24 protein-coding genes are annotated in these 22,162 nt (G+C 45.4%); 18 read left to right on the top strand and 6 right to left on the bottom strand.

What is annotated here, in order from left to right; genetic code table 11:
* Positions 1-6: 6 nt before the first annotated feature.
* The 13 genes from lon to H8S54_RS10240 all read left to right on the top strand — a co-directional run bounded on the left by lon (position 7) and on the right by H8S54_RS10240 (position 16,168).
* Positions 7-2,319: an endopeptidase La gene (gene lon, locus H8S54_RS10300; RefSeq protein ID WP_173765299.1), complete on the top strand. Its 2,313-nt coding sequence runs from the start codon at positions 7-9 to the stop codon at positions 2,317-2,319.
* A 17-nt stretch (positions 2,320-2,336) separates the two neighbouring features.
* Complete coding sequence (gene yihA / locus H8S54_RS10295) at positions 2,337-2,954, top strand: ribosome biogenesis GTP-binding protein YihA/YsxC (RefSeq protein WP_021925818.1); 618 nt, start codon at positions 2,337-2,339, stop codon at positions 2,952-2,954.
* Positions 2,955-2,971: 17 nt separating this feature from the next.
* On the top strand, positions 2,972-3,817 hold the full coding sequence (locus H8S54_RS10290) for an energy-coupling factor transporter ATPase (protein WP_117853307.1): 846 nt from the start codon (positions 2,972-2,974) through the stop codon (positions 3,815-3,817).
* Positions 3,808-4,695: an energy-coupling factor transporter ATPase gene (locus H8S54_RS10285; RefSeq protein ID WP_021925820.1), complete on the top strand. Its 888-nt coding sequence runs from the start codon at positions 3,808-3,810 to the stop codon at positions 4,693-4,695. The genes H8S54_RS10290 and H8S54_RS10285 overlap by 10 nt, the downstream gene beginning before the upstream one ends.
* Positions 4,692-5,495 carry an energy-coupling factor transporter transmembrane component T family protein gene (locus H8S54_RS10280; protein WP_021925821.1) on the top strand — a complete coding sequence of 268 codons (804 nt, stop codon included), beginning with the start codon at positions 4,692-4,694 and terminating at the stop codon, positions 5,493-5,495. Before H8S54_RS10285 ends, H8S54_RS10280 begins: the two co-directional genes overlap by 4 nt.
* A gap of 84 nt (positions 5,496-5,579) precedes the next feature.
* Complete coding sequence (gene truA / locus H8S54_RS10275) at positions 5,580-6,320, top strand: tRNA pseudouridine(38-40) synthase TruA (protein WP_117853312.1); 741 nt, start codon at positions 5,580-5,582, stop codon at positions 6,318-6,320.
* 565 nt (positions 6,321-6,885) lie between these two features.
* Positions 6,886-8,016 carry a substrate-binding domain-containing protein gene (locus H8S54_RS10270; protein ID WP_117853314.1) on the top strand — a complete coding sequence of 377 codons (1,131 nt, stop codon included), beginning with the start codon at positions 6,886-6,888 and terminating at the stop codon, positions 8,014-8,016.
* A 116-nt stretch (positions 8,017-8,132) separates the two neighbouring features.
* The gene (locus H8S54_RS10265) at positions 8,133-9,671 is read left to right on the top strand and encodes a sugar ABC transporter ATP-binding protein (RefSeq protein ID WP_117853317.1); all 1,539 of its coding nucleotides are present in this window, start codon (positions 8,133-8,135) and stop codon (positions 9,669-9,671) included.
* A gap of 17 nt (positions 9,672-9,688) precedes the next feature.
* Positions 9,689-10,846 (top strand): ABC transporter permease subunit, encoded by a 1,158-nt coding sequence (locus H8S54_RS10260; protein WP_117853319.1) that lies wholly within the window; start codon positions 9,689-9,691, stop codon positions 10,844-10,846.
* Positions 10,847-10,984: 138 nt separating this feature from the next.
* Positions 10,985-11,998: a substrate-binding domain-containing protein gene (locus tag H8S54_RS10255; protein ID WP_021924372.1), complete on the top strand. Its 1,014-nt coding sequence runs from the start codon at positions 10,985-10,987 to the stop codon at positions 11,996-11,998.
* A complete protein-coding gene (locus H8S54_RS10250) occupies positions 11,995-13,494 on the top strand; it encodes a sensor histidine kinase (RefSeq protein ID WP_117853321.1) in 1,500 nt (499 codons plus the stop codon). Before H8S54_RS10255 ends, H8S54_RS10250 begins: the two co-directional genes overlap by 4 nt.
* A gap of 26 nt (positions 13,495-13,520) precedes the next feature.
* Complete coding sequence (locus H8S54_RS10245) at positions 13,521-15,116, top strand: response regulator (RefSeq protein ID WP_186901452.1); 1,596 nt, start codon at positions 13,521-13,523, stop codon at positions 15,114-15,116.
* Entirely contained in the window at positions 15,113-16,168 is a 1,056-nt protein-coding gene (locus tag H8S54_RS10240; protein ID WP_021924375.1) for a substrate-binding domain-containing protein, read from the top strand. Before H8S54_RS10245 ends, H8S54_RS10240 begins: the two co-directional genes overlap by 4 nt.
* Here H8S54_RS10240 and H8S54_RS18980 read toward each other — a convergent pair.
* A complete protein-coding gene (locus H8S54_RS18980) occupies positions 16,150-16,359 on the bottom strand; it encodes a DUF6783 domain-containing protein (RefSeq protein WP_317259449.1) in 210 nt (69 codons plus the stop codon). The two genes, H8S54_RS10240 and H8S54_RS18980, sit on opposite strands and share 19 nt — an antisense overlap.
* On the opposite strand from H8S54_RS18980, the gene H8S54_RS18975 reads away from it, so the two are divergent.
* Positions 16,279-16,458, top strand: a complete 180-nt coding sequence (locus H8S54_RS18975; RefSeq protein WP_334298057.1) for a DUF6783 domain-containing protein — start codon at positions 16,279-16,281, stop codon at positions 16,456-16,458. The genes H8S54_RS18980 and H8S54_RS18975 overlap by 81 nt on opposite strands.
* Before the next feature lie 2 nt (positions 16,459-16,460).
* On the opposite strand, the gene H8S54_RS10235 is transcribed toward H8S54_RS18975, so the two are convergent.
* The gene (locus H8S54_RS10235) at positions 16,461-17,630 is read right to left on the bottom strand and encodes a cation diffusion facilitator family transporter (protein ID WP_186901451.1); all 1,170 of its coding nucleotides are present in this window, start codon (positions 17,628-17,630) and stop codon (positions 16,461-16,463) included.
* A gap of 484 nt (positions 17,631-18,114) precedes the next feature.
* Here H8S54_RS10235 and rplM point away from each other — a divergent pair, with 484 nt between their 5' ends.
* Together rplM and rpsI are read left to right on the top strand one after the other, a co-directional pair.
* Positions 18,115-18,543 (top strand): 50S ribosomal protein L13, encoded by a 429-nt coding sequence (gene rplM / locus H8S54_RS10230; RefSeq protein WP_117853326.1) that lies wholly within the window; start codon positions 18,115-18,117, stop codon positions 18,541-18,543.
* Between the two features lie 17 nt (positions 18,544-18,560).
* Positions 18,561-18,953, top strand: coding sequence for a 30S ribosomal protein S9 (gene rpsI / locus H8S54_RS10225; protein ID WP_173765305.1), 393 nt, complete (start codon positions 18,561-18,563; stop codon positions 18,951-18,953).
* A gap of 218 nt (positions 18,954-19,171) precedes the next feature.
* Here rpsI and H8S54_RS10220 read toward each other — a convergent pair whose 3' ends face one another.
* The 3 genes from H8S54_RS10220 to H8S54_RS10210 form a co-directional block, all read right to left on the bottom strand.
* Entirely contained in the window at positions 19,172-19,510 is a 339-nt protein-coding gene (locus tag H8S54_RS10220; RefSeq protein WP_055287201.1) for a hypothetical protein, read from the bottom strand.
* 9 nt (positions 19,511-19,519) lie between these two features.
* Positions 19,520-20,572, bottom strand: coding sequence for a tyrosine-type recombinase/integrase (locus H8S54_RS10215; RefSeq protein ID WP_118588749.1), 1,053 nt, complete (start codon positions 20,570-20,572; stop codon positions 19,520-19,522).
* Between the two features lie 173 nt (positions 20,573-20,745).
* A complete protein-coding gene (locus tag H8S54_RS10210) occupies positions 20,746-21,201 on the bottom strand; it encodes a DUF3040 domain-containing protein (RefSeq protein WP_022164641.1) in 456 nt (151 codons plus the stop codon).
* A gap of 66 nt (positions 21,202-21,267) precedes the next feature.
* Here H8S54_RS10210 and H8S54_RS10205 point away from each other — a divergent pair, with 66 nt between their 5' ends.
* Both H8S54_RS10205 and H8S54_RS10200 read left to right on the top strand, forming a co-directional pair.
* Positions 21,268-21,465: a helix-turn-helix domain-containing protein gene (locus tag H8S54_RS10205; protein ID WP_022164642.1), complete on the top strand. Its 198-nt coding sequence runs from the start codon at positions 21,268-21,270 to the stop codon at positions 21,463-21,465.
* A gap of 47 nt (positions 21,466-21,512) precedes the next feature.
* Positions 21,513-21,710 (top strand): hypothetical protein, encoded by a 198-nt coding sequence (locus H8S54_RS10200; protein ID WP_118369655.1) that lies wholly within the window; start codon positions 21,513-21,515, stop codon positions 21,708-21,710.
* Positions 21,711-21,717: 7 nt separating this feature from the next.
* Here the strand turns inward: H8S54_RS10200 and H8S54_RS10195 are convergent, their stop codons facing one another.
* A complete protein-coding gene (locus tag H8S54_RS10195; RefSeq protein WP_118588751.1) occupies positions 21,718-22,083 on the bottom strand; it encodes a helix-turn-helix domain-containing protein in 366 nt (121 codons plus the stop codon).
* Positions 22,084-22,162 lie beyond the last annotated feature (79 nt).

Raw genomic sequence — 22,162 nt, 5'->3', positions numbered from 1 at the left:
CGACAGATGAGTGAGCCGATCAATGTACTTCCTGCCATCGCGCTTCGCGGAACTACCATACTCCCGGGCATGATCATCCATTTCGATGTAAGCCGGGAGCGTTCCAAGAAAGCCATTGAGGCTGCAATGCTCCAGGATCAGAAGATTTTTCTGGTGACACAGAAGGATCCACAGATTGAAGATCCGGGCTTTGTGCAGCTTTTTCAGGTAGGAACCGTGGCATATATCAAACAGGTTGTCAAACTTCCGGACAATCTGCTGCGTGTCCTTGTGGAAGGAACCAGAAGAGCAGAACTTCTGGGACTGGAGCAGGAGACACCCTATCTCAGGGCGGAGATCGTCCTGACTGACGAGGAAGAAGAGGAACTGCCTCAGGCAATGCTCGAGGCTATGTACAGAAGCATCCGGGAGCTTTTCCATACCTACTGCACCAAAGGGGGCAAAATAGGCAAGGAACTGGCTGCCCAGATTCTCAACTGCCAGAAGACAAAGGAGCTGATTGACCAGATCGCAGTAAACCTGCCTCTTTCCTGGCAGAGCAAGCAGAAGTTTCTGGAGGCAGGAAAGCTGTCTGACAGATATGAGCTTCTTGGCGCAATTCTCAGCAATGAGATCAATGTGCTGGACATCAGCCATGACCTTCAGCAGAAGCTGAAGAAGCGGGTGGATAAGAACCAGCGTGAATATATTTTGAGAGAGCAGCTGAAGCTGATCCGTGAGGAGCTTGGTGAGGATAATACTGCTGATGAGGCAGAGGAATTCCGTAGGAAAGCAAGAGAACTGACTGCGTCCCAGGAAGTGAAGGACCGTATTCTCAAGGAAATCGGACGCTTCAAGATCACCAGCACCAATGCAGCGGAGAGCAGTATTCTCCGTGGATATATCGAGACCCTTCTTTCTCTTCCCTGGGACAAATGCTCTGAGGATTCTGAGGATCTGAAAGCTGCATGGAAGATCCTGGAAGAGGGGCACTATGGCCTGAAGGATGTAAAGGAACGAATTATGGAGTTCCTTTCTGTCCGTAAACTGACACACAAGGGCAAATCCCCCATTCTTTGTCTGGTGGGACCTCCTGGAACCGGTAAGACTTCTATTGCCAAGTCCGTTGCCGAAGCTACAGGCAAACGCTATGTGCGTATCTGTCTGGGCGGCGTAAGAGATGAGGCAGAGATCAGAGGTCACCGAAAGACCTATGTAGGAGCGATGCCGGGAAGAGTGACAGTTGCCCTTGAACAGGCAGGGGTAGCCAACCCTCTGATGCTTCTGGACGAGATCGATAAGACCAGCAGCGATTACAAGGGAGACACTTCCTCCGCACTTCTGGAGGTGCTGGATCCGGAGCAGAACAGTCATTTTAATGACCACTATGTAGAACTGCCGCAGAATCTTTCCGAGGTATTGTTTATTGCAACTGCCAATGACATCCAGGGGATTCCAAGACCTCTTCTGGATCGAATGGAGGTTATTGAGATCAGCGGTTATACAGAGAATGAGAAAGAGCACATTGCCAAGGAACATCTGATTCCCAAGCAGATGGAAGCCAATGGAATCCCCAAAGGCAAGCTTTCCATTCAGAGTACAGCCCTTCGCAAGATCATCAATAATTACACCAAGGAAGCTGGAGTGCGTAACCTGGAGCGCCTGATCGGACAGATCTGCCGCAAGACAGCACGTCTGATCATGGAAGAAGGCAAGGAAAAAGTAACAGTCACAGGCAAGAATCTTTCCGATTTCCTGGGACAGGAGAAATACAATTATCTGATGGCGAACAAGAAAGACGAGATCGGTATCGCAAGAGGCCTTGCATGGACACAGGTAGGCGGTGATACCCTTCAGATCGAGGTCAACATTATGCCTGGCAAAGGGGAATTTGTGCTGACCGGACAGCTTGGAGATGTGATGAAGGAATCTGCACAGGCTGGCATCAGCTATATCCGTTCTGTTGCTTCTAAGTATGGAATTGATCAGGAGTTTTTCCAGGAAAATGACATTCATGTACATATTCCGGAAGGTGCTGTTCCAAAGGATGGCCCGTCCGCCGGAATTACCATGGCAACCGCCATGCTGTCTGCAATTGTTGGAAAGCCGGTACGCGCTGACCTTGCAATGACCGGAGAAATCACCCTTCGGGGACGTGTTCTTCCAATCGGCGGACTGAAGGAGAAGCTTCTTGCTGCCAAGTATGCCAAGATCAAGGAAGTACTTGTACCCAAGGAAAACAAGCCTGACATTAAAGAACTGGATGAAGAGATCACAGACGGACTGAAGATCATCTTCGTTGAAAATATGAACGAAGTGCTGGAACGAGCACTTGCCTGAAATGAGAGGTAGGAAAAATGGTAATTAAAAATGTTTCACTGGATATCGTTTGCGGTATTACCAGCAAACTGCCAGACACAGGAAGACCTGAAATCGCTTTTGCAGGGAAATCCAATGTGGGAAAATCCTCCCTCATTAACGGTCTGATGAACCGGAAGGCACTGGCAAGGACAAGCTCCCAGCCAGGAAAGACACAGACCATCAATTTTTACAATGTGAATGATTTTATGTACCTTGTGGATCTTCCGGGATATGGATATGCCAAGGTCCCGGAGACAGAGAAAGCGAAATGGGGAAAGATGATCGAGCGTTATCTTCACACTTCCCAGACTCTGAAGGCGGTTTTTCTGCTGATTGATATCCGCCATGAGCCTTCTGCAAATGACAAGCTGATGTATGACTGGATCGTAAACAACGGATACAATCCGATCATTATCGCAACCAAGCTTGACAAGCTGAAAAGAAGCCAGGTACAGAAGAATGTAAAAGCAATCAAAGACGGACTGAAGCTGCGCCCGGGAAGCAGGATCATTCCTTTTTCTGCTGAGACCAAACAGGGAAGAGATGAGATCTGGGCGTTAATGGACGAGTTGACTGGATTCGCTCCGGCAGCTACGGACGAAGCTCAGAACTAATATACGAGGAAAAATATATGGGAATTATCAAGGCGTTCAAGCTGGGATTTGACTATCTCAAGTATGATGAGGACGGCAATGTGGAGGCAACACAGCGTGCCGTCAATGATGTAAACCTGGACATTGAAGCCGGCGATTTTGTGGCCGTTCTGGGGCACAATGGTTCCGGAAAATCTACACTGGCGAAGCAGATGAATGCGCTTCTGATCCCTTCTGAGGGAACCATGTGGGTTGATGATATGGATACAGCCAAGGAACCGGAATTATGGAAAATCCGCCAGAGAGCAGGCATGGTTTTTCAGAATCCGGACAACCAGATCATTGGTACGGTTGTGGAGGAGGATGTAGGATTTGGTCCTGAGAATATGGGCGTTCCTACAGAAGAAATCTGGAAGCGTGTGGATGACAGTCTGAAAAAGACAGGAATGACCGCTTACCGTTATGCATCTCCGAACAAGCTGTCCGGAGGACAGAAGCAAAGAGTTGCCATAGCTGGCGTTGTAGCTATGCGTCCCAGCTGCATTGTGCTGGATGAGCCTACTGCAATGCTGGATCCGAACGGCAGAAGAGAAGTACTGGAAGCTGTTTCTGAGCTGAATCAAAAAGAGAATGTAACCGTTATTCTGATCACCCATTATATGGAAGAGGTCATTCATGCCAACAAGGTTTATGTAATGGACCGTGGAAATGTTGTGATGCAGGGAACTCCAAGGGAAATCTTTTCCCAGGTGGAGACCCTGAAGAAATACCGACTGGATGTACCGCAGGTAACTTTGCTTGCCCACGAGCTTCATAAGGCTGGCGTGGACATTCCGGAAGGAATACTGACAAAAGAGGAATTGGTAGGTGCATTATGTCGATAGAGCTTAAGAACGTAACCTTTACTTACAGTCAGGGCACTGCATATGAGAGCCATGCCTTGAAGGACATTAATCTTGTGATTCCGGATGGTCAGTTCATCGGTGTGATCGGACATACCGGAAGCGGGAAATCAACTCTGATCCAGCATTTTAATGCACTGATCCAGCCAACCAGCGGCCAGGTCCTTTATAATGGAGAAGATGTGTGGGCTGAAAATTATGACCGCAGGGCGCTTCGAAGCGAGGTGGGACTGGTGTTCCAGTACCCGGAGCACCAGTTGTTTGAAAATACGGTGCTGGCAGATGTGTGCTTTGGTCCTATGAACCAGGGACTTTCCAAAGAGCAGGCAGAGGAAGAGGCGAAGAAAGCCCTTGTCCACGTGGGTGTCAAAGAAGAGAATTTTACCAAATCTCCATTTGAACTTTCCGGAGGACAGAAGAAGAGAGTGGCCATTGCAGGCGTTCTGGCCATGAACCCGAAGATTCTGATACTGGATGAGCCTACTGCTGGTCTTGACCCGCAGGGCAGGGATGATATCCTGGATCAGATTGCAGCACTTCACGAAATGAGGGGAATCACCATTATTCTGGTTTCCCACAGCATGGAAGACATTGCCAAATATGTGGAGCGCCTGATCGTCATGAATCATGGGGAAATGGTATTTGACGATACTCCGAAGAATGTATTTTCCCATTATAAGGAACTGGAAGAGATGGGACTTGCGGCGCCGCAGATTACCTATATCATGCATGCTCTTTCTGAGAATGGGCTGGATGTGGATCCTACTGCAACCACAGTGGAGGAAGCAAAGGAGACCATTCTGGCAGCGCTGAAAAAGCAGAAGCCTTCACTTCTTAAGAAGGGAGGCAGCGAAGCATGATCAGAGATATTACCATTGGACAGTATTATCCAGCGGATTCCATGATCCATAAGCTGGACCCAAGAACCAAGCTTGTGGGAACCATCGCTTTTATTGTGTCGGTGTTTTTGTTTCATACGTTCTTAGGATATGCGGTGGCAGGTGTATTTCTTGCTGGAATGATCCTGATGTCAAAGGTTCCGGTAAAATTTATTTTCAAGGGACTGAAGACCATTTTTATGCTGCTTCTGATTACCATATTTTTTAATATGATACTGACGCCTGGTGAGGTTGTGTGGAAGCTGGGATTTCTTAAGGTGACAAAGGAGGGGCTTGTTCTTGCGGGAACTATGGCGATCCGACTGGTTTTTCTGGTAATCGGTTCTTCCATTATGACCCTGACTACCACACCGAATCAGCTGACGGATGGTCTGGAGAGACTGCTCCGTCCTTTGAATAAAATTCATGTGCCTGTTCATGACATTGCCATGATGATGTCCATTGCCCTTCGTTTTATTCCTATTCTTCTGGAGGAGACGGACAAGATCATGAAGGCGCAGATTGCCCGCGGTGCTGATTTCGAGAATGGAAATCTGATTCAGAAGGCGAAGAATATGGTGCCCCTTCTGGTGCCGCTGTTTATTTCCGCGTTCCGCCGGGCCAATGATCTGGCCATGGCTATGGAGGCGAGATGTTACCACGGCGGTGACAATCGTACTCAGATGAAGCCTCTTAGCTATAAGAAGAGAGACCATGCGGCCTATGGAGTTATGGTGGCTTATCTTGCGGTTGCAGTGGGCTTCCGTGTGGCAGGACTGTAAACGATATCTATAAATTTCTGAGAATATATATTCCCTCATCTGTGCGAAAGAAGCAGGTGAGGGATTTTTAACAAGGAGAAAAATATGAAGCGAATTGGACTTGTTGTTGCATACGATGGAACCAATTACTGCGGCTGGCAGACTCAGCCAAATGGAATTACCGTGCAGGGAGTTCTCAATGATACTCTTTCCGAGCTTCTTGGGGAAAAGATTGAGACCATCGGGGCCAGCCGTACGGATGCGGGAGTGCATGCTCTTGGCAATGTGGCTGTTTTTGATACCAATACCCGCATTCCCGGGGAAAAGATTTCGTATGCGCTGAACCAGCGGCTTCCGGAGGATATCCGGATTCAGATGTCTGAGGAGGTGGAACTGGATTTCCATCCGAGATACTGTGACAGTGAGAAAACTTATGAATACCGTATTCTGAACCGGAAATTCCCGGTGCCTACAGAGCGGCTGTATTCTTATTTCTATCATTATAAGCTGGATGTGGACAAAATGCGGGAGGCTACCTCTTATCTGATTGGACGTCATGACTTTGCCAGCTTTTGCGGTTCCGGTGCCCAGGTGAAAACTACCATCCGTACTGTGACTGGCATTGAGGTTTTCCGCGAGGGAGATATGGTTACCATCCGTGTTTCCGGAACTGGTTTCCTCTATAATATGGTGCGTATTATTTCCGGAACCCTGATTGAAATCGGAAACGGCCAGTACCCGCCGGAGCGCATGCAGAAAATCCTGGACGCCAAAGACCGCTCCGCCGCCGGCCCCACCGCCCCCGCCCAGGGACTGACTCTTATGGGAATACAGTTTTTTGATTGATGCGGATGGATTTACTATAGGGTGGATTAGTGAAGTAGCGTCGTTACCCGGACGTGAGTTCACAATGTATATTCATCGCAGGTCGTCGCAACACTCCGCCAAGCTAACTGTCAACTGCGGCTAAGCATCTCAGGAGAGCCTTCGATGCTAAGTCTCCGTAGACAGTGGATCTCGTCTCCGTTAAGACCGCTCCTGAAATGACCTGCTCACGAATATACATTGCAAACTCACTGGTTACTAACAAGTTTAAGTTAAATCAATAGGCGACGGAGCCAAATCCCGAAATTCGCCATTGTCTGTCCCGGCACACCTGGGGGAAAGCGTCCGCCTTGATTAACTAATCCACCCCTTCACATCTCAAAAATGTCAATAGCACATAATTACAATCTAGTACTATCCTACAACAAAAATATCCAGTCCAGCACAAAAATGTGCACATACTAACACAAAAATTGAAAGAGCAATCCAAAATTAGTCCATTTTACACAAACTGCCTGTATGATATTATAATCCCATCAGAAAGCTATACGACATAGCAAATAAAAATGATACGGGAGGTTTTTTCATGAAGAGAAAAGTAGCAATGGCAATGGTAGCAGCAATGGCAGTTAGTTCATTTACAGTTCCGGTATTTGCAGAGGATGCAGCAGCTGAAGGCGGAAAGATCGGTATTTCAATGCCTACACAGTCACTGGAACGTTGGAATCGTGATGGTTCTTATCTGCAGAAGCAGTTTGAGGACGCTGGATATGAAGTTGAGCTTACCTACTCTGACAACGAGACAGATCGTCAGGTAAACGATATCCAGAACCTGATTTCTGATGGAGTTAACCTGTTAGTAGTAGCTGCTATTGATGGTGAGGCTCTTAACACAGTTATGGATGAAGCTGCAGAAGCAGGGATCCCGGTTATTTCCTATGACCGTCTGATCAAATCCGACGCTGTTTCCTATTATGTATCCTTTGATAACTACACAGTTGGTACCCTTCAGGGACAGTACGTTGTAGACACTCTGGATCTTGAAAATGCCGGCGATAAGACATACAATATCGAGTTTACAGCTGGTGATCCTGCTGACAACAATGCAGGCTACTTCTTCAACGGTGCATTTGATGTGTTAAAACCATACATCGATGCAGGAACCTTAAATGTAGTTTCCGGACAGACAGACTTCGATTCTGTTGCAACACCTGCATGGGATACACAGACAGCCCTTGAAAGAATGCAGAACATTCTGGCATCCTACTATGCAGACGGAACACAGCTTGACGTAGCACTTTGCTCCAACGACTCCACAGCACTTGGTGTAACACAGGCAATTGAGTCTGACTATGCTGGAAGCAATACTGTTCTTATTACAGGACAGGATGGTGACGAAGCGAACCTTGCAAACATCGTTGATGGAAAACAGTCCATGACCGTTTACAAAGCAGTTGCTAACGAAGCAGTAGTAACACTTGACCTGGCAAAAGCAATGCTGGCTGGTGATACCGTTGATGAGTCTCTGATCGAGGCTTCCGGCTGGGATTTCGATTGTACTTATGACACAGAGTCCTATGAGACATCTGAAGGCAACAAATGCCCATCCTTCCTTCTGGTTCCAACAGTTGTAACAAAAGACAACCTTCAGGAAGCACTTGTTGATCCTGGATACTACACAATGGACGACGACGGATATCTTCATCCGGCAAACTAAGTGAACTGAGAGAACGTCATACAAATAAAAGTTACTGCTCACAAAAAGAACAGTAATGTTGTAAATGTGGGCGGGGTGAAAAGCCCCGCCTGCTTTATGGGAAAGGGGGCGCCATTTTGGCTGATAATATTTTAGTAATGGAACACATTACGAAGGAATTCCCCGGTGTCAAAGCTTTGGATAACGTTAACCTTGAAGTTCAGCGTGGAGAGATTCATGCGCTGATCGGTGAGAACGGTGCGGGAAAGTCCACATTGATGAACGTATTAAGTGGTCAGTATCCATACGGCAGCTATACTGGAACGGTTACCTATGAAGGTGAAGAATGTAAGTTTAAAAAGCTTAATGACAGCGAGGCAAAAGGTATCGTTATTATTCATCAGGAACTTGCATTAATCCCACTGCTTTCCATCGGTGAAAACATGTTTCTCGGAAACGAGATCAAAAATAAAAGAGGAGCCATCGACTGGGACAGAACCTACAGTGAAGCAGAAAAACACATGGCTCAGGTAGGACTTCACGAATCTGCCCAGACCTTAATTAAAGATATTGGAACCGGCAAACAGCAGCTGGTTGAAATTGCGAAAGCATTTTCCAAAAAAGTAAAACTGCTCATCCTGGATGAGCCTACTTCATCCCTGAATGATGAAGATGCAAAAATGCTTCTGGATCTGCTTATGGAATTCAAGAAGCAGGGACTGACATCCATTATTATCACACACAAACTGAATGAGATCATTTACTGTGCAGACCGTTGTACCATTCTTCGAGACGGAAGTACGATCGAGACACTTACAAAAGGCGTGGATGACTTAAGTGAGGACCGAATCATCAAAGGAATGGTTGGCCGTCCTATGGAAGACCGTTATCCGAAACGCGAGCACAATGTAAGCAAGGACGTGATGCTTGAGGTAAAGAACTGGACTGTTCATCATCCTCTGTATCCGGAAAAAATTGTAGACGACAATATTTCCTTTAAAGTACATAAAGGTGAGGTTGTTGGTTTCTCAGGACTGCAGGGTGCAGGCCGTACAGAGCTGGCAATGTCCATTTTCGGTAAGAGCTATGGCAGTGCAATTACCGGAGAATTGTATATAAAGGGTGAAAAAGTAGATCTTAAGGATCCTCGGGCAGCCATCCAGCATGGTCTTGCATATGTAACTGAGGACCGTAAAACAAACGGACTGATCCTTGATGAGTCCATCCGTTTCAACACCACTCTGGCCCGTCTTTCCAAAGTCTGTGACAGGGGAATCATCAATACCGACCTTGAAGTACAGCTTGCAGAAAAGATGACAGAAGAAATGGGAACCAAGACACCTTCCAACGAGCAGCGTATCGGCAATCTGTCCGGTGGTAACCAGCAGAAAGCCCTTCTTGGAAAGTGGATGTTTACAGAACCGGATATTCTGATTCTGGACGAACCTACCCGAGGAATTGATGTAGGTGCGAAATATGATATTTACTGTCTGATCAATCAGATGGTAGAAGAGGGAAAATCTGTAATCATGATTTCCTCTGAAATGCCTGAAATCCTTGGTATGTGTGACCGAATTTATATTATGAATGAAGGCAAGATGGCTGGAGAACTGGATGCGAAAGAGGCAACCCAGGAAGGCATCATGGCACATATCATGCAGAATCAGAAGAAATAATCAAGGGGGAAAACGATATGAATTCCAAAATAAAGGATTTTTTTAGAAAATATACGATGGTCATTGCGCTTGTGATCGTATTTATCCTGTTCTGTGTTCTTACTGATGGAAGACTTCTTTATGCACAGAACATGTCAAACCTTATGCTCCAGAACGGATACGTACTGGTTCTTGCATGTGGTATGCTGCTTTGTATCTTAACTGGTGGTAACATCGATCTTTCCGTTGGATCTGTTATCTGTTTTGTAGGCGGTGTTGCAGCTGTTCTCATTGGCAGCAAGGGATTTAACCCATTACTTACCATTATCCTCTGTCTGGTAATCGGCCTTCTGGTTGGTGTCTGGCAGGGTTACTGGATTGGTTATAAGAGAATTCCTCCATTTATCACAACACTTGCTGGTATGTTCATTTTCCGTGGATTCGGCCGCCTGGTACTGGACAACAAAACCGTATCCATCCAGAACAAATCTTTCCTGAATGTATTTACTTCTTATATCAACATTCCAGGACTTGATGATGGAAAGAAATATTCCGCTCTGATCGTTGGTGTGATCATTGCATGCTACGTTATTTTCTCCACTATGAAATCCAGAGCAAACAAAGCGAAAAAAGGCTATCGCCAGAACACAGCAGCTTCTGATTACAGCAGAGCAGCCGTAATCGCAGTTGTTATTCTGTGGTACTGCTACAAACTGTACCAGTACAAAGGTATCTCCGTAATGCTTGTATGGGTAGTTGCAATCTGCATGATCTACAACTTCATCACATCCAAGACCGCATTTGGACGTTACTTCTACGCAATCGGCGGCAACGAGAAAGCTACACAGCTTTCCGGTATTGATACAAACAAGGTTTACTTTATTGCATACGCAAATATGGGCTTACTTGCCGGACTTGCAGGTCTTCTCTGCGCAGCACGTGTAGGTTCTGTAAATGGTAGTACAGGTACTTCCTTCGAGATGGATGCAATCGGTTCCTGCTTCATCGGCGGTGCTTCTGCATACGGCGGAAGCGGTACTGTAGGCGGTGTTGTAATCGGTGCTCTTCTCCTTGGTGTTATCAACATGGGTATGTCTATCATGGGTATCGGTGATTCCTGGCAGTACGTAGTAAAAGGTGCCGTACTTCTGATCGCAGTTGTATTTGATGTTATTTCCAACAGAAAATCCAACTAAATCAAAATAAGTGAAAAGCTGCTGTATCAGGCAGTTGTAAATGCAAAGGGCTGTTGCAGAAAATGCAATGGTCCTTTTTGCACATATTAAGTAAATATGTTAAACTTATAGTATCTTAGAAAAGGGAACTGTAAAATTATGAAAAAATCCACACTGACTGTCTTTTTTGTTCTGGCAGGATGCATGCTGTTTCTGTCCGGAATCTGGATTTATTTCCAGAAAACTCTGGATCAGGTAGACCTGGGAGAAGGGGAAGGGGCAGCAGGCTATGAAAAACATTATCTGATGATTTCCGGAGAGGAGAATACCCTGATGTGGGATTCCATCTACGAGAGCGCCAGCGAGGCAGCCAGGGATGCAGATGCATATGTAGAGCTGATCGCGCCCCAAAGAGAGTCCACTTATACAAAAGCGGATTATCTGCGGATCGGAATCGCCTCCAAGGTGGATGGGATCATTCTGGAAGCGGACGGAAGCGCAGAAGAACAGGAACTGATTCAGGAAGCAATGGACCAGAATATTCCGGTTGTAACTGTGCTGACCGATGACTCTTCCAGCGCAAGGATCAGCTTTGTAGGCCTGAACAGCTACCAGCTTGGAAATGCCTACACTGAGCAGATCCTGGGACTTTTGAAAGAGCATGAGACCACTCAGGTGCTTCTTTTGTCCAATTCCCAGTCCAAAACCCAGGAGACTAATCTGGTCTATTATCAGATCAAAAAAGAACTGGAAGAAAAAAAGCAGGGCTATCAGTCTGTGAATATTTCCGAGTACAGCATTGACAACAGCTCTGATTTTGATACAGAAGAATTTGTAAGGGACATTTTTGTAAATGGAAATACGCTTCCGGACGTGCTGGTCTGCATGGATGAGGTTGTGACAGAATGTGTTTACCAGGCACTTATCGATTATAACCAGGTAGGCAACGTGGATGTTGTTGGCTTCTACTATTCGGATGTAATTCTGGATGCCATCAGTAAAGGCATCATTTCTTCTGCAATCGCTCTTGATATGGAGGAAATCGGAAGATACAGCATCAATGCCCTTGAGGAATATTCCTCCCTTGGACACACCAGCAGCTATTACAGCGTAGGTCAGAATGTGATCACCCGGAAAAATGTGGGAACCTACAGAACGGGGGCGAATCAATGAGAGAACAAAAAGAAAGCCTTTCGATGCAGAATTCCATCCAGACCAGGTTAAGTGCTGCCATGGTTCTGGTCATGATCTTTGTAGTATGCATTAATTTTTTTATTTTTGAGCAGATCCACATGGGCGTGGACCGCATTGACGCTGTTTTTTCCAGTAATACAGCGATCAATGACCTGTCTGAGTCCCTGAATAAACTGGAGGGAACCGTTTACGAATATCTGAATACAAAGGGAAGCAAAGCCCTGGAAAATTACTATCGCTATGAGCAGGATTACAGACAGCTTCTGGACGGGCTCAATGACCGCAATGTGGACAGCGAAGTGAAAATGCTGGAGAAAAATATCCGCAAAATGTCTGAGAGCTATCTGGATCAAACAAACGAGACGGTTCAGGCCAAGCGAGGAAGAAATATTGAGAAATATAAATCTTCCTATGAAAAAGAGCTTCAGCTGTATGAATATATTAATTCTTACATTTACAAGCTAAATAATCTGCGCTTTCGAACCAACTCTGCGAATTACCAGATCCTTCTGTCCTCTATGGATGTGCTGTATCGCCTGGCACTGGTAGTTATTTTTATTGTGGCAGCAGTGGGCGTGGTTATTATTTTACTGGTTGTGCGCTCTATGATCCGGCCGCTGACCCAGCTTTCCAATACAGCTCATGAGGTTGCAATGGGAAATCTGGATGTGCCGGTTCTGCCGGTAGTGTGTGAGGATGAGGTCGGCGTTGTAACAAGAAGCTTTAACCAGATGCTGGACAGCATCCGCATTCACATTGCCCAGCAGAGGGAGAGCATGGAGAAGCAGGCCCAGATGAAGGAGCGGGAGCTTCTTATGGAAACTCATCTGAAGGAGGCTCAGCTGAAATACCTTCAGGCCCAGATCAATCCCCATTTTCTTTTTAACTGCCTGAATGCAGGAGCACAGCTTGCCATGCTGGAGGATGCAGAGAGGACTGGCATTTTTCTGGAAAAAATGGCGGATTTTTTCCGGTATAATGTGCGGAAAATGGAAGACGATGCCATGCTTTTTGAGGAAGTGGAAGCAGTTGACAACTATATTTATATTTTAAATGTAAGGTTTGCAGGGGACATCCATTACGAAAAGGATGTGGATGAGGGAATCGGTGATTTCCGGATTCCCAGCATGATCCTGCAGCCGCTGGTGGAAAATGCAGTTCAGCATGGCATTCATGACTGTATGGAAACCGGAAAAATCAAAATGTCCATCCATAAGGCCGGAGAAGATCTGGAAATCACAGTCAGCGACAATGGTGCCGGAATGACACCGGAAATGATTCAGTCTGTAATGGCGGGAAGGGCCCGGAACAATGGGGAGGACCGTTATTCCACAGGAATTGCGGTAGGAAATGTAATCGACAGGCTGGAGCTGTATTATAAGCAAAAAGGGCTTCTTATCATAGAAAGTGACGGCCTTGGAAAGGGAACCAGCGTGCATATTACGCTGCCTGTTGAAAATGAAGGGGAAGAGTAAGCAAGAACGAAGAGGAGCATGAAGATATGTACCGTATTCTGATAGCAGATGACGAGGGACTTATGCTGGAGGCTTTTAAAGGCATAATCCTGGCTGAATTTGGAGAAAAATGCATTGTGGAGACAGCTAAAACAGGAAGAGTGGTGATCGAGAAGGCGGAAACCTTTCACCCGGATATTGTGTTTATGGACATTCACATGCCGGGAATCAACGGAATCCAGGCGATGAGGGAAATACGCAAGTTTAACAATTCTGCCCTGTTTTACGTGATTTCTGCCTATGACAAATTTGATTATGCGAAAGATGCCATTGATCTTGGTGTGGAAAAGTATCTTACCAAGCCTATTTCAAAAGGAAAAATCATTTCCGTTGTGGAAGAAGCCACGGCAAAGGTGGATAAAGTTCGTGATCAGAGAAGCAATCTGTTGAAAATTCAGGAAAAACTGGAAACGGTAATTCCTGTTGTGGAGTCAAGCTATGTAAGTGCTTTGCTTTTCCAGAAGGAGATGCAGGCAGCAGATTATTACCAGCAGCTTCTGGATATTGCATATGCACAGGGGTTTGTTATGGTGGTGCAGTTTGGGCAGAGCTATGAGAACGGCAGGCTGGTGAGCCCGGTTGGGATGAATGTGAAGGCGCAGAGCTTTTACCCGGAATTTCGGGATGTGGTGAAATCCGCGTTTCCCTGTGTGGTAGGAAATATTATGTCTAATCGTATCCCTGTGGTAGTTCCCTGCGAGATTTCCCAGAATCCTTATGAGGACCGTATTGATCTGGTGGAAAAAGCCAGGGAGCTGGTGGCAAGGCTGGAGAACCGTCTGGATGCTAAATTCCGTGTAGGAATCGGAAGAATCTGGGAGATGGCGGAGATGGAGCGTTCTTACCGCGAGGCTCTTCGTGCGCTGAATGGCAGCCTCAGCCGTGTGATACATATTGAGGATCTTTCCCAGAATGGTGTGTATGATGAAGCATTTCCCGGCAACAATGAGAAGCGGATGTATCGTTTCCTGGAGGAGGGAAATGAGGAAGGCATGCTTCAGGAGGTGAATTTCTTCTTTGACTGGATGGTGGAGCATTATTCCCAGGATATGAACAATATTCGTCTGAAGATCCTGGAGTTTATTATCTGGAGCGAGAAGATTGCATTTGAGTGCGGGGCGATCAATTATGGATTCAGTTACCGCAGAGATTATCTGGATACAGCAATGTCTCTTTCCACCTATGAAGAGCTTCATAAGTGGTTTCAGGAGAAAATGGTGAATGTGTGCCGTGCGATCCGTGACCAGAAGGTGGATCAGTCCAATTCAGCAGTGAAGAAGGCCATGGTTTATATTCAGGAAAATTACAGCAGGGATATTTCCCTGGATGATGTTTCCGGGCAGGTGAATATCAGTCCTTATTATTTCAGCAAGATTTTTAAGGATGAGACAGGAGAAAATTTCATTGAGTATCTGACCAGAGTGCGGATTGAGAGAGCAAAAGAGCTTCTGGTGGATGCCAATATAAGCGTGAAGGAAGCCGGAATTCAGAGCGGATACTCGGATCCTAATTATTTCAGCAGGATTTTTAAGAAGCAGATGGATATGACACCAAGCGAATATAAGGCGAGGTATGGAAAATGAAAAAGGGAAGATGGACGTTTCTGATTATGGTTCTGGCGCTGGCTTTTACAGCTGGGTGCGGTACCGCCCAAAGGGAGCCTGAAAAGACGGAAAAAGAGGAAGAGGACAAGCTGCAAATTGGACTGAGTTTTGATTCTTTTGTAATCGAGCGGTGGCTTCGGGACCGGGATATGTTTGTTTCCACAGCGCAGAGCCTTGGGGCAGAGGTGAATGTGCAGGTTGCCGGGGGCGTGGTGGAAGAGCAGATTTCGCAGATTGAGTATTTTATTAAGAAGAATATGGATGTGATCGTGGTGATCCCTATTGACGGAGATGCCCTTTATGATGTGGTGAAGGAAGCCAAGGATAAGGGGATTTATGTGATCTGTTACGACCGTATAGTGGGGAATATCAATGCAGACCTGTATATTACCATTGATAATGAAAAGGTGGGAACTCTTATGGGCGAGGCGCTGATGCAGGCTTGTCCTGACGGGGGAAATATTTTTGCGATTAATGGTTCTCCTACAGATAAAAATGTGGATGAAGTTGTGCGAGGGTTTAACAAAGCTCTGGAGGGAAGCAATCTGAATGTTGTTTATACTGGCTACTGTGATAACTGGCTGGCGGAACTGGCTGGGAATCATGTGAACAAGGGACTGGAAGTAACCAGGGATATTGTGGGTGTAATGTGCGGAAATGATGATCTGGCCAGTCAGGCGGTGAAGGTTTTGTCGGAGAACCGGCTGGCTGGAAAGGTGGCTGTGGTTGCGCAGGATGCGGATCTGGCGGCCTGTCAGAGAATTGTGGAAGGCACCCAGGAGATGACGGTTTACAAACCTATTGAGCAGGAGGCGAATACGGCGGCGGAGTTTGCGGTGGCTCTTGGAAATGGGGAGGATATTACATCTGGTTCCGGGGAGTATAAAGCGGAAGAGACGTTTAATGACGGTACGTATGAGATTCCTTATTATAAGATTGATCCTATTGCGGTGACGGCGGAGAATATGGATGAGGTGATTATTGACGGGGGATTCCATACAAGGGAGGATGTTTATTTGAATATAAGATAGATATGGTTCAAGGCGGACGCATTCGGACACTTGTGATCTTTAAAGCTTTGATGTATTTTAGAGCCTGCCCCCAAAATCATTCCCGCAATCTGCACGCCCCACTTTGCGGTATATTTCACCCGAATTCGGTTGTCGTAGCCCGCTACGACGCCCTCATCCGGGCAAAATCTCCCACAAATTGTGACGCACATCTTGCAGCAAGCCTTTTTCAAACACGCTCTAGGGAAAGGTGCAGAAAAATTCCCTCAAACAGTAAGAATACTGTCTGGGGGAATTTTGGCGCAGCTTAATATTAGAAATAAACGCGGTCGATTTGGATGACGGCGCAGTAGTTGCCATCGTCCATGTTGCGGATTCGCTCTTTCAGGAGATTGGTTATCTCTACGTTGGTAAGTTTACACTCAAAAGGAGCGGCCACATCAAAAATCAGATTGGTGTGGGTGGGGCCTTCTACCATACGGAAATCGTGGATGGAAAGGCGGCGGTCCAGATTGTGGGTAACTTCCTCAATCTGGGTGCGCATGTCGTTGACCTCTTTATTGTCTGTGACGATAGGGTCAATGTGGATGGTTGCGGAGCAGTTCAGTTTGTCCTGGAGTTCGTGCTCGATATTGTCAATCTCGTCATGGATGATCAGCAGGTCTCCATGTTCCGGTACTTCGGCGTGTAGGGAGAGAATCAGTCTTCCAGGGCCGTAGTCGTGGACGATCAGGTCGTGCATGCCATGGACAAGGGGATGGGCGAGAACAATTTCCTCGATTTCTTCTACCAGATTTTTCTCCGGAGCCTGACCAAGGAGCGGATCGATGGTATCCTTCATAGTTGTGATTCCGGTATAGAAAATAAAGATTCCCACCAGAACACCGAACCAGCCATCCAGAATCAGTCCTGTAAGCTGGCTGATAATGGTTGCAAGAAGCACCAGGCTGGTAGCGGCAGTATCGCTTAAACTATCGCCTGCAGTTGCCTGCATGGCAGTGCTGTCGATTTTGTGGCCGATTCCGCGGTTGTAAGTGTACATATAAATTTTCACCAGAATGGAAGCTGCCAGTACCAGGATGATGATCGGGCTGCATTCGATTGGCTCCGGTGTGCGGATCTTGTCAATGGAGGAACGGATCAGCTCAAAGCCCATGATCAGAACTGCAACAGAGACAAGAAGCCCGGAGATGTATTCCATTCGTCCATGTCCGAAGGGGTGCTCGGTGTCCGGTTTCTGTCCGGAGAGCTTAAAGCCTACAAGGGTAATCACAGAAGAGCCGGCGTCTGATAAGTTGTTGAAGGCGTCTGCCGTGATGGCAATGGAACCGCTTAACATGCCTGCCAGCCATTTCCCAAGAAAAAGAAAAATGTTCAGGGCAATTCCTACAGCTCCGCACAGCATGCCGTAAGACTGGCGTACCTTGGGGGAAGCGTAATCTTTGTAATCTTTAATGAAAAAACGGGATAAAAATGTTATCATAAAAAACCTCACCTCAATCATATAAGAAGAAAAAATAAAAGGGTACCCGTATCCGAAAATACATTCTTTCCAATATAACATCTTGTCAGGGAAATTGCTAGTGGAAATTTATAAAATCATACATAATTTGGGTGTGCTAATTTAGTCGGCATTTTCTCAGACGATTGTGGAGAAAAGTGCATGCGGTGGATACAGGAAATATGTTTTGTGGAAAATCTAGTTCAAATCTCTGGCAGAATGTGGAAAACTTTTTGAAAAAAATATGGAAATATGGGGAAAAAGTAGTTGACAGAAGAGAGGGGTTATAATATAATTACTCAATGTGACGTAGTGCGAGATACTTTAGCCAATAGCCCCGGCGACAGTATTTATCAGCGGTTTCGGACATTTCCGCAGTAATTGCACCATCGTTTCCATATTACTAAAATATGCGAGATATCGCATTTATACAAACAATCGTTGATAAATAACAGGAGGTAAAACCATGCAGACTTATATGGCTAATCCAGATAAAATCGAGAGAAAATGGTATGTAGTTGACGCTGAAGGCTGCACCCTTGGCCGTCTGGCTTCTGGCGTAGCAAGCGTTTTAAGAGGAAAGAACAAACCTCAGTTTACACCACACGTTGACACAGGTGATTATGTAATCGTTGTTAACGCTGACAAGATCAAAGTTACAGGTAAGAAAATGGATCAGAAGATCTACTACAATCACTCTGATTATGTAGGTGGAATGAAAGAGACTACATTAAAAGAGATGATGGCTAAGAAACCTGAGAAAGTTGTTGAGCTGGCAGTTAAAGGTATGCTTCCAAAAGGACCATTAGGAAGAGAAATGTACACAAAACTTTTCGTTTATGCCGGACCTGAACACAAACATGCGGCTCAGAAACCGGAAGTTTTAACATTTTAATGAGGAGGTAGAAAACATTGGCTAGCGCAAAATTCTACGGAACAGGAAGAAGAAAAAAATCAGTAGCAAGAGTTTACCTTACCCCAGGTACTGGTAAAATCACTATCAATAAAAGAGACATCGATGAGTATTTCGGATTAGATACTCTTAAAGTTATCGTTCGTCAGCCACTGGCTGCTACCGAAACAGATGGTAAATTCGATATCCTTGTAAATGTACACGGTGGCGGATATACAGGACAGGCTGGTGCTATCAGACATGGTATCTCCAGAGCCCTTCTTGAAGCAGATAAAGAGTACAGACCAGTTCTTAAAGCAGCAGGATTCCTTACTCGTGATCCTCGTATGAAAGAACGTAAGAAATACGGTCTCAAAGCAGCACGTCGCGCTCCGCAGTTCAGCAAGCGATAATTCAAACGAATATCAGAAAAGAGCAAATTTCCCCGAAAACATCGAGTTTTCGGGGATTTCTTTATATTCCGATAAATCTATCAGATACCACAAAAACACACGAAATTTCAACGGTAACTAACACATAACTAACAGGTAACTAACACGGAAAACACTGTCTTGTGTAAGACATTGCAAGTCTTGTGTAAGACACATTTTCGCAATAAAAAAAGGACGAATCAATCGCCCTTTTCGTTGCAGTATTCAATGATACATGACCGGACATCCTTTTTCGTCCTGCAATGGCAGGAATGACCGTCCTTGAAAATGATGTCATATCCGTCGTGCATGTTTCCGGTGATTCCGGAAATCATGTCTCTGTTCTTTTCTGCAATCTGCATTGTATCAAATAAACCGCATTGGTCTTTTCTGACAAGGTCTTGCATGTACGCATTGACTGACATTCCTTTACTGGATGCAAGAGCCTTGATGATGTCTTTCATGCCTTTAGGTACAACGAGATTGATTCGTTCGTAATGCTCACGCCCGAAATTGTTTTTGTATTCAGTTCTATTCATGGCACACCTCTATATTTTGTTGATAGCGTCAATCAGTTCCTCAATTTCAAAATGTGTATATACGACCTCTGTCACACCCTGTCCTTTATGACCGACAATTTTCTTGATGACCTTGTCTGACACTCCGGCAACCGTCAACATGGAAATACATGTGTGACGGGTATCGTGAGGACGGTGTTTCATTCCGAGGGTCTCAATAAGTGGCGACCAGTACGAATCATAATAATTCCGGTATTTGAAATGTTCACCCTCCGGAGTAGAGAGGAGATATTCACAATCATTGAGGTTGTACCAGTATTCAAAGAACGGATAAACCTTTTCAGAGATTGGAGCGGTACGGATTCCGGCAGCAGTTTTCGAGGCGACAATCTTGAAATATCTTTCCTCAAGGTTCACATTTTCTTTCTTGAGGTCGAGGAGTTCGCCGATTCTGCATCCGGTATATATCAGCATTAGGATGACAGTATAATATATATTTGAATCCTTGACATCCCATATCTTTTTGACCTCTGTCTTTGAAAAAGGTTTCCGGTTGTATGCGTTCGGGTTTCCTGCCTTTTTGATGTCGAGGTATTCAACGAGATTCCGTTCTTTTGGGATAATCTCATGAATCACGGCGTATTTATACATCAGACCGAGCAGGACTTTCAATTTCCGGAGTGTTGGATAATTTTTGCCGGATTCATCGACAATCATTTGCAGGTGGTCGAGTTTGACATCGACAAACCGCATCCGTGCAAGTTTATCACACAACGCCCATGCTGCACGATAACCCTTGACGTTGGAATCACTGACGGTCGGAAAATGTTCATCAGACCATCGCTCATATACATCCTCGAATGTGACTTTTGCAGCATCCACATCATAAGGATTTGCATTGAACTCCGCAAGTGCGGTCAATGCCTCTTTACGGGTCGGGTAATATCCGACGACCGTATATAATTGTTTTGATTTACCTGTTTTCGGGTCGATTTCCCATCCTTTTGTCTTTTTGGCAACATAAGGATTCCGTCGATTTCCCGATAATTTGTAAACCGTTCCGAATCCGTTCGGTAGTTTCATAAAATCACCATCCTAAAAAAGAGTATAAAAAATAAAACCAATGCAAAAAGCACGGTTTTATGATAGAATGGTGTTTGCAGGAACATTCTGTCGGTGCTTTTTGCAGGAGCATGAGACGGAGGTTTCACAAAGGCGATTCACATTGCAGTGTGGGTCGTCTTTTTTATTGTGCATTATTCATTTGCACGGCGTTCTTTTGCGACTTTTCTATACTTGCGACCGATGACAACACATGCGACACCGAACACAATAGCAATTATTCCGGCAACCGGAACAGCAAGCAATAGAATCAATCCTAAAAGTGCAAGGACAGCACCGAGAACAATCATGAGGATTCCGCAAACACTGTATGTATTTGCAGAGTATTCCTTTTTCTGCGGTGCATTTGTGGAACTGGATGCAGCAGGATTTCCGTTTGCAGCCGTCAATCCTTTTGCGATGTCGGACACGCCGACGGTAGTTCTGTTATACACTGCGTTGTATGCTGCCTTTTTCGGGTCGTTGACGATTCCCATTCCCTTTTTACCATAAAGGGGATTGACCGCCTTTTTGACCTGCCGTTTGACTTTTCCTGTTGTTCTTGCCTTGATGCTTTTCTTAATGTTTGGCTTTCTGACACCGTATTTCATGAACACACCTCCATTTCTATAAAATCAACATTCTGTAAACTTTCCTCAAGAGAGGAGGTGAGCAGAATGAAAATCCTTGTGTGGGAAGTGAGAACCTCAAAAGGGTTCACATTGATGGAGTTATCGAAGAAATCCGGAATCGGAAAATCTACGATAAACAACATCGAAAACGGTAAGGTGTCACCGACATTGTTTCAACTTGAAATGATAGCGATTGCATTAGGCGTGAACATCACCGACCTGTTTGAATCCGAATACAAATAATTGTACCATAATGCAGCGGGATTCCGGCAGCAGGAGGAACGATTTCCATGATTATGGAAATCAACCTCGATATTTCCACAATCATGGAAATATATGATACAATGCAATTCGGAAAGGGGGTGGTGTCTCCCTTGAATTACAAAGAGGCTATTGTCGAAATAGTCGGAAAGATACACAGCGAACGCATCCTCAAGAGGATATACAAATTCGTGTTGTATCTCTACACCCATGAGACTGGCAGTTGAAAGACTGTCAGTCTTTTTTTGATGCAAATAAATCTATGATTCTTTGAAATGCTGCGATGTCCTCGTCGCTTGCCTCAAGTAGTGCCTTGAAAAGATTCTTGCGGGCATCGTCCTCACCTACCATGATGCGGTCGATTCTTTCGATGAAATCATCGTCGGTATCAACGAACATCTCACCGTCACCAGTAGTCAACCATATATAATCAACATTAAATTCACGGCAGATTGATTTGATAACCTGTTCAGTAACGGAGTTTTTTCCGTTTTCAATTTGACTGACAGAGTTCTTTTTCATTCCTATTTTCTCACCGAATTTTTCAAGGGTGAGACCGAGTGCTTTTCGTACTTCTCTGATTCGTTCGCCTTGTGTCATGTGAAATCGCCTCCTCTATTTTCTAAAGCATAACACCGAAAGAGACAAAAATCAATAAAAAAGTTCTTTCAAAGAACAA

Origin of the sequence: Blautia segnis (assembly GCF_014287535.1) — a bacterium.
In the GTDB taxonomy this organism is placed as follows: domain Bacteria; phylum Bacillota; class Clostridia; order Lachnospirales; family Lachnospiraceae; genus Blautia_A; species Blautia_A acetigignens.
This window is presented reverse-complemented; position numbering and strand designations above follow the sequence as displayed.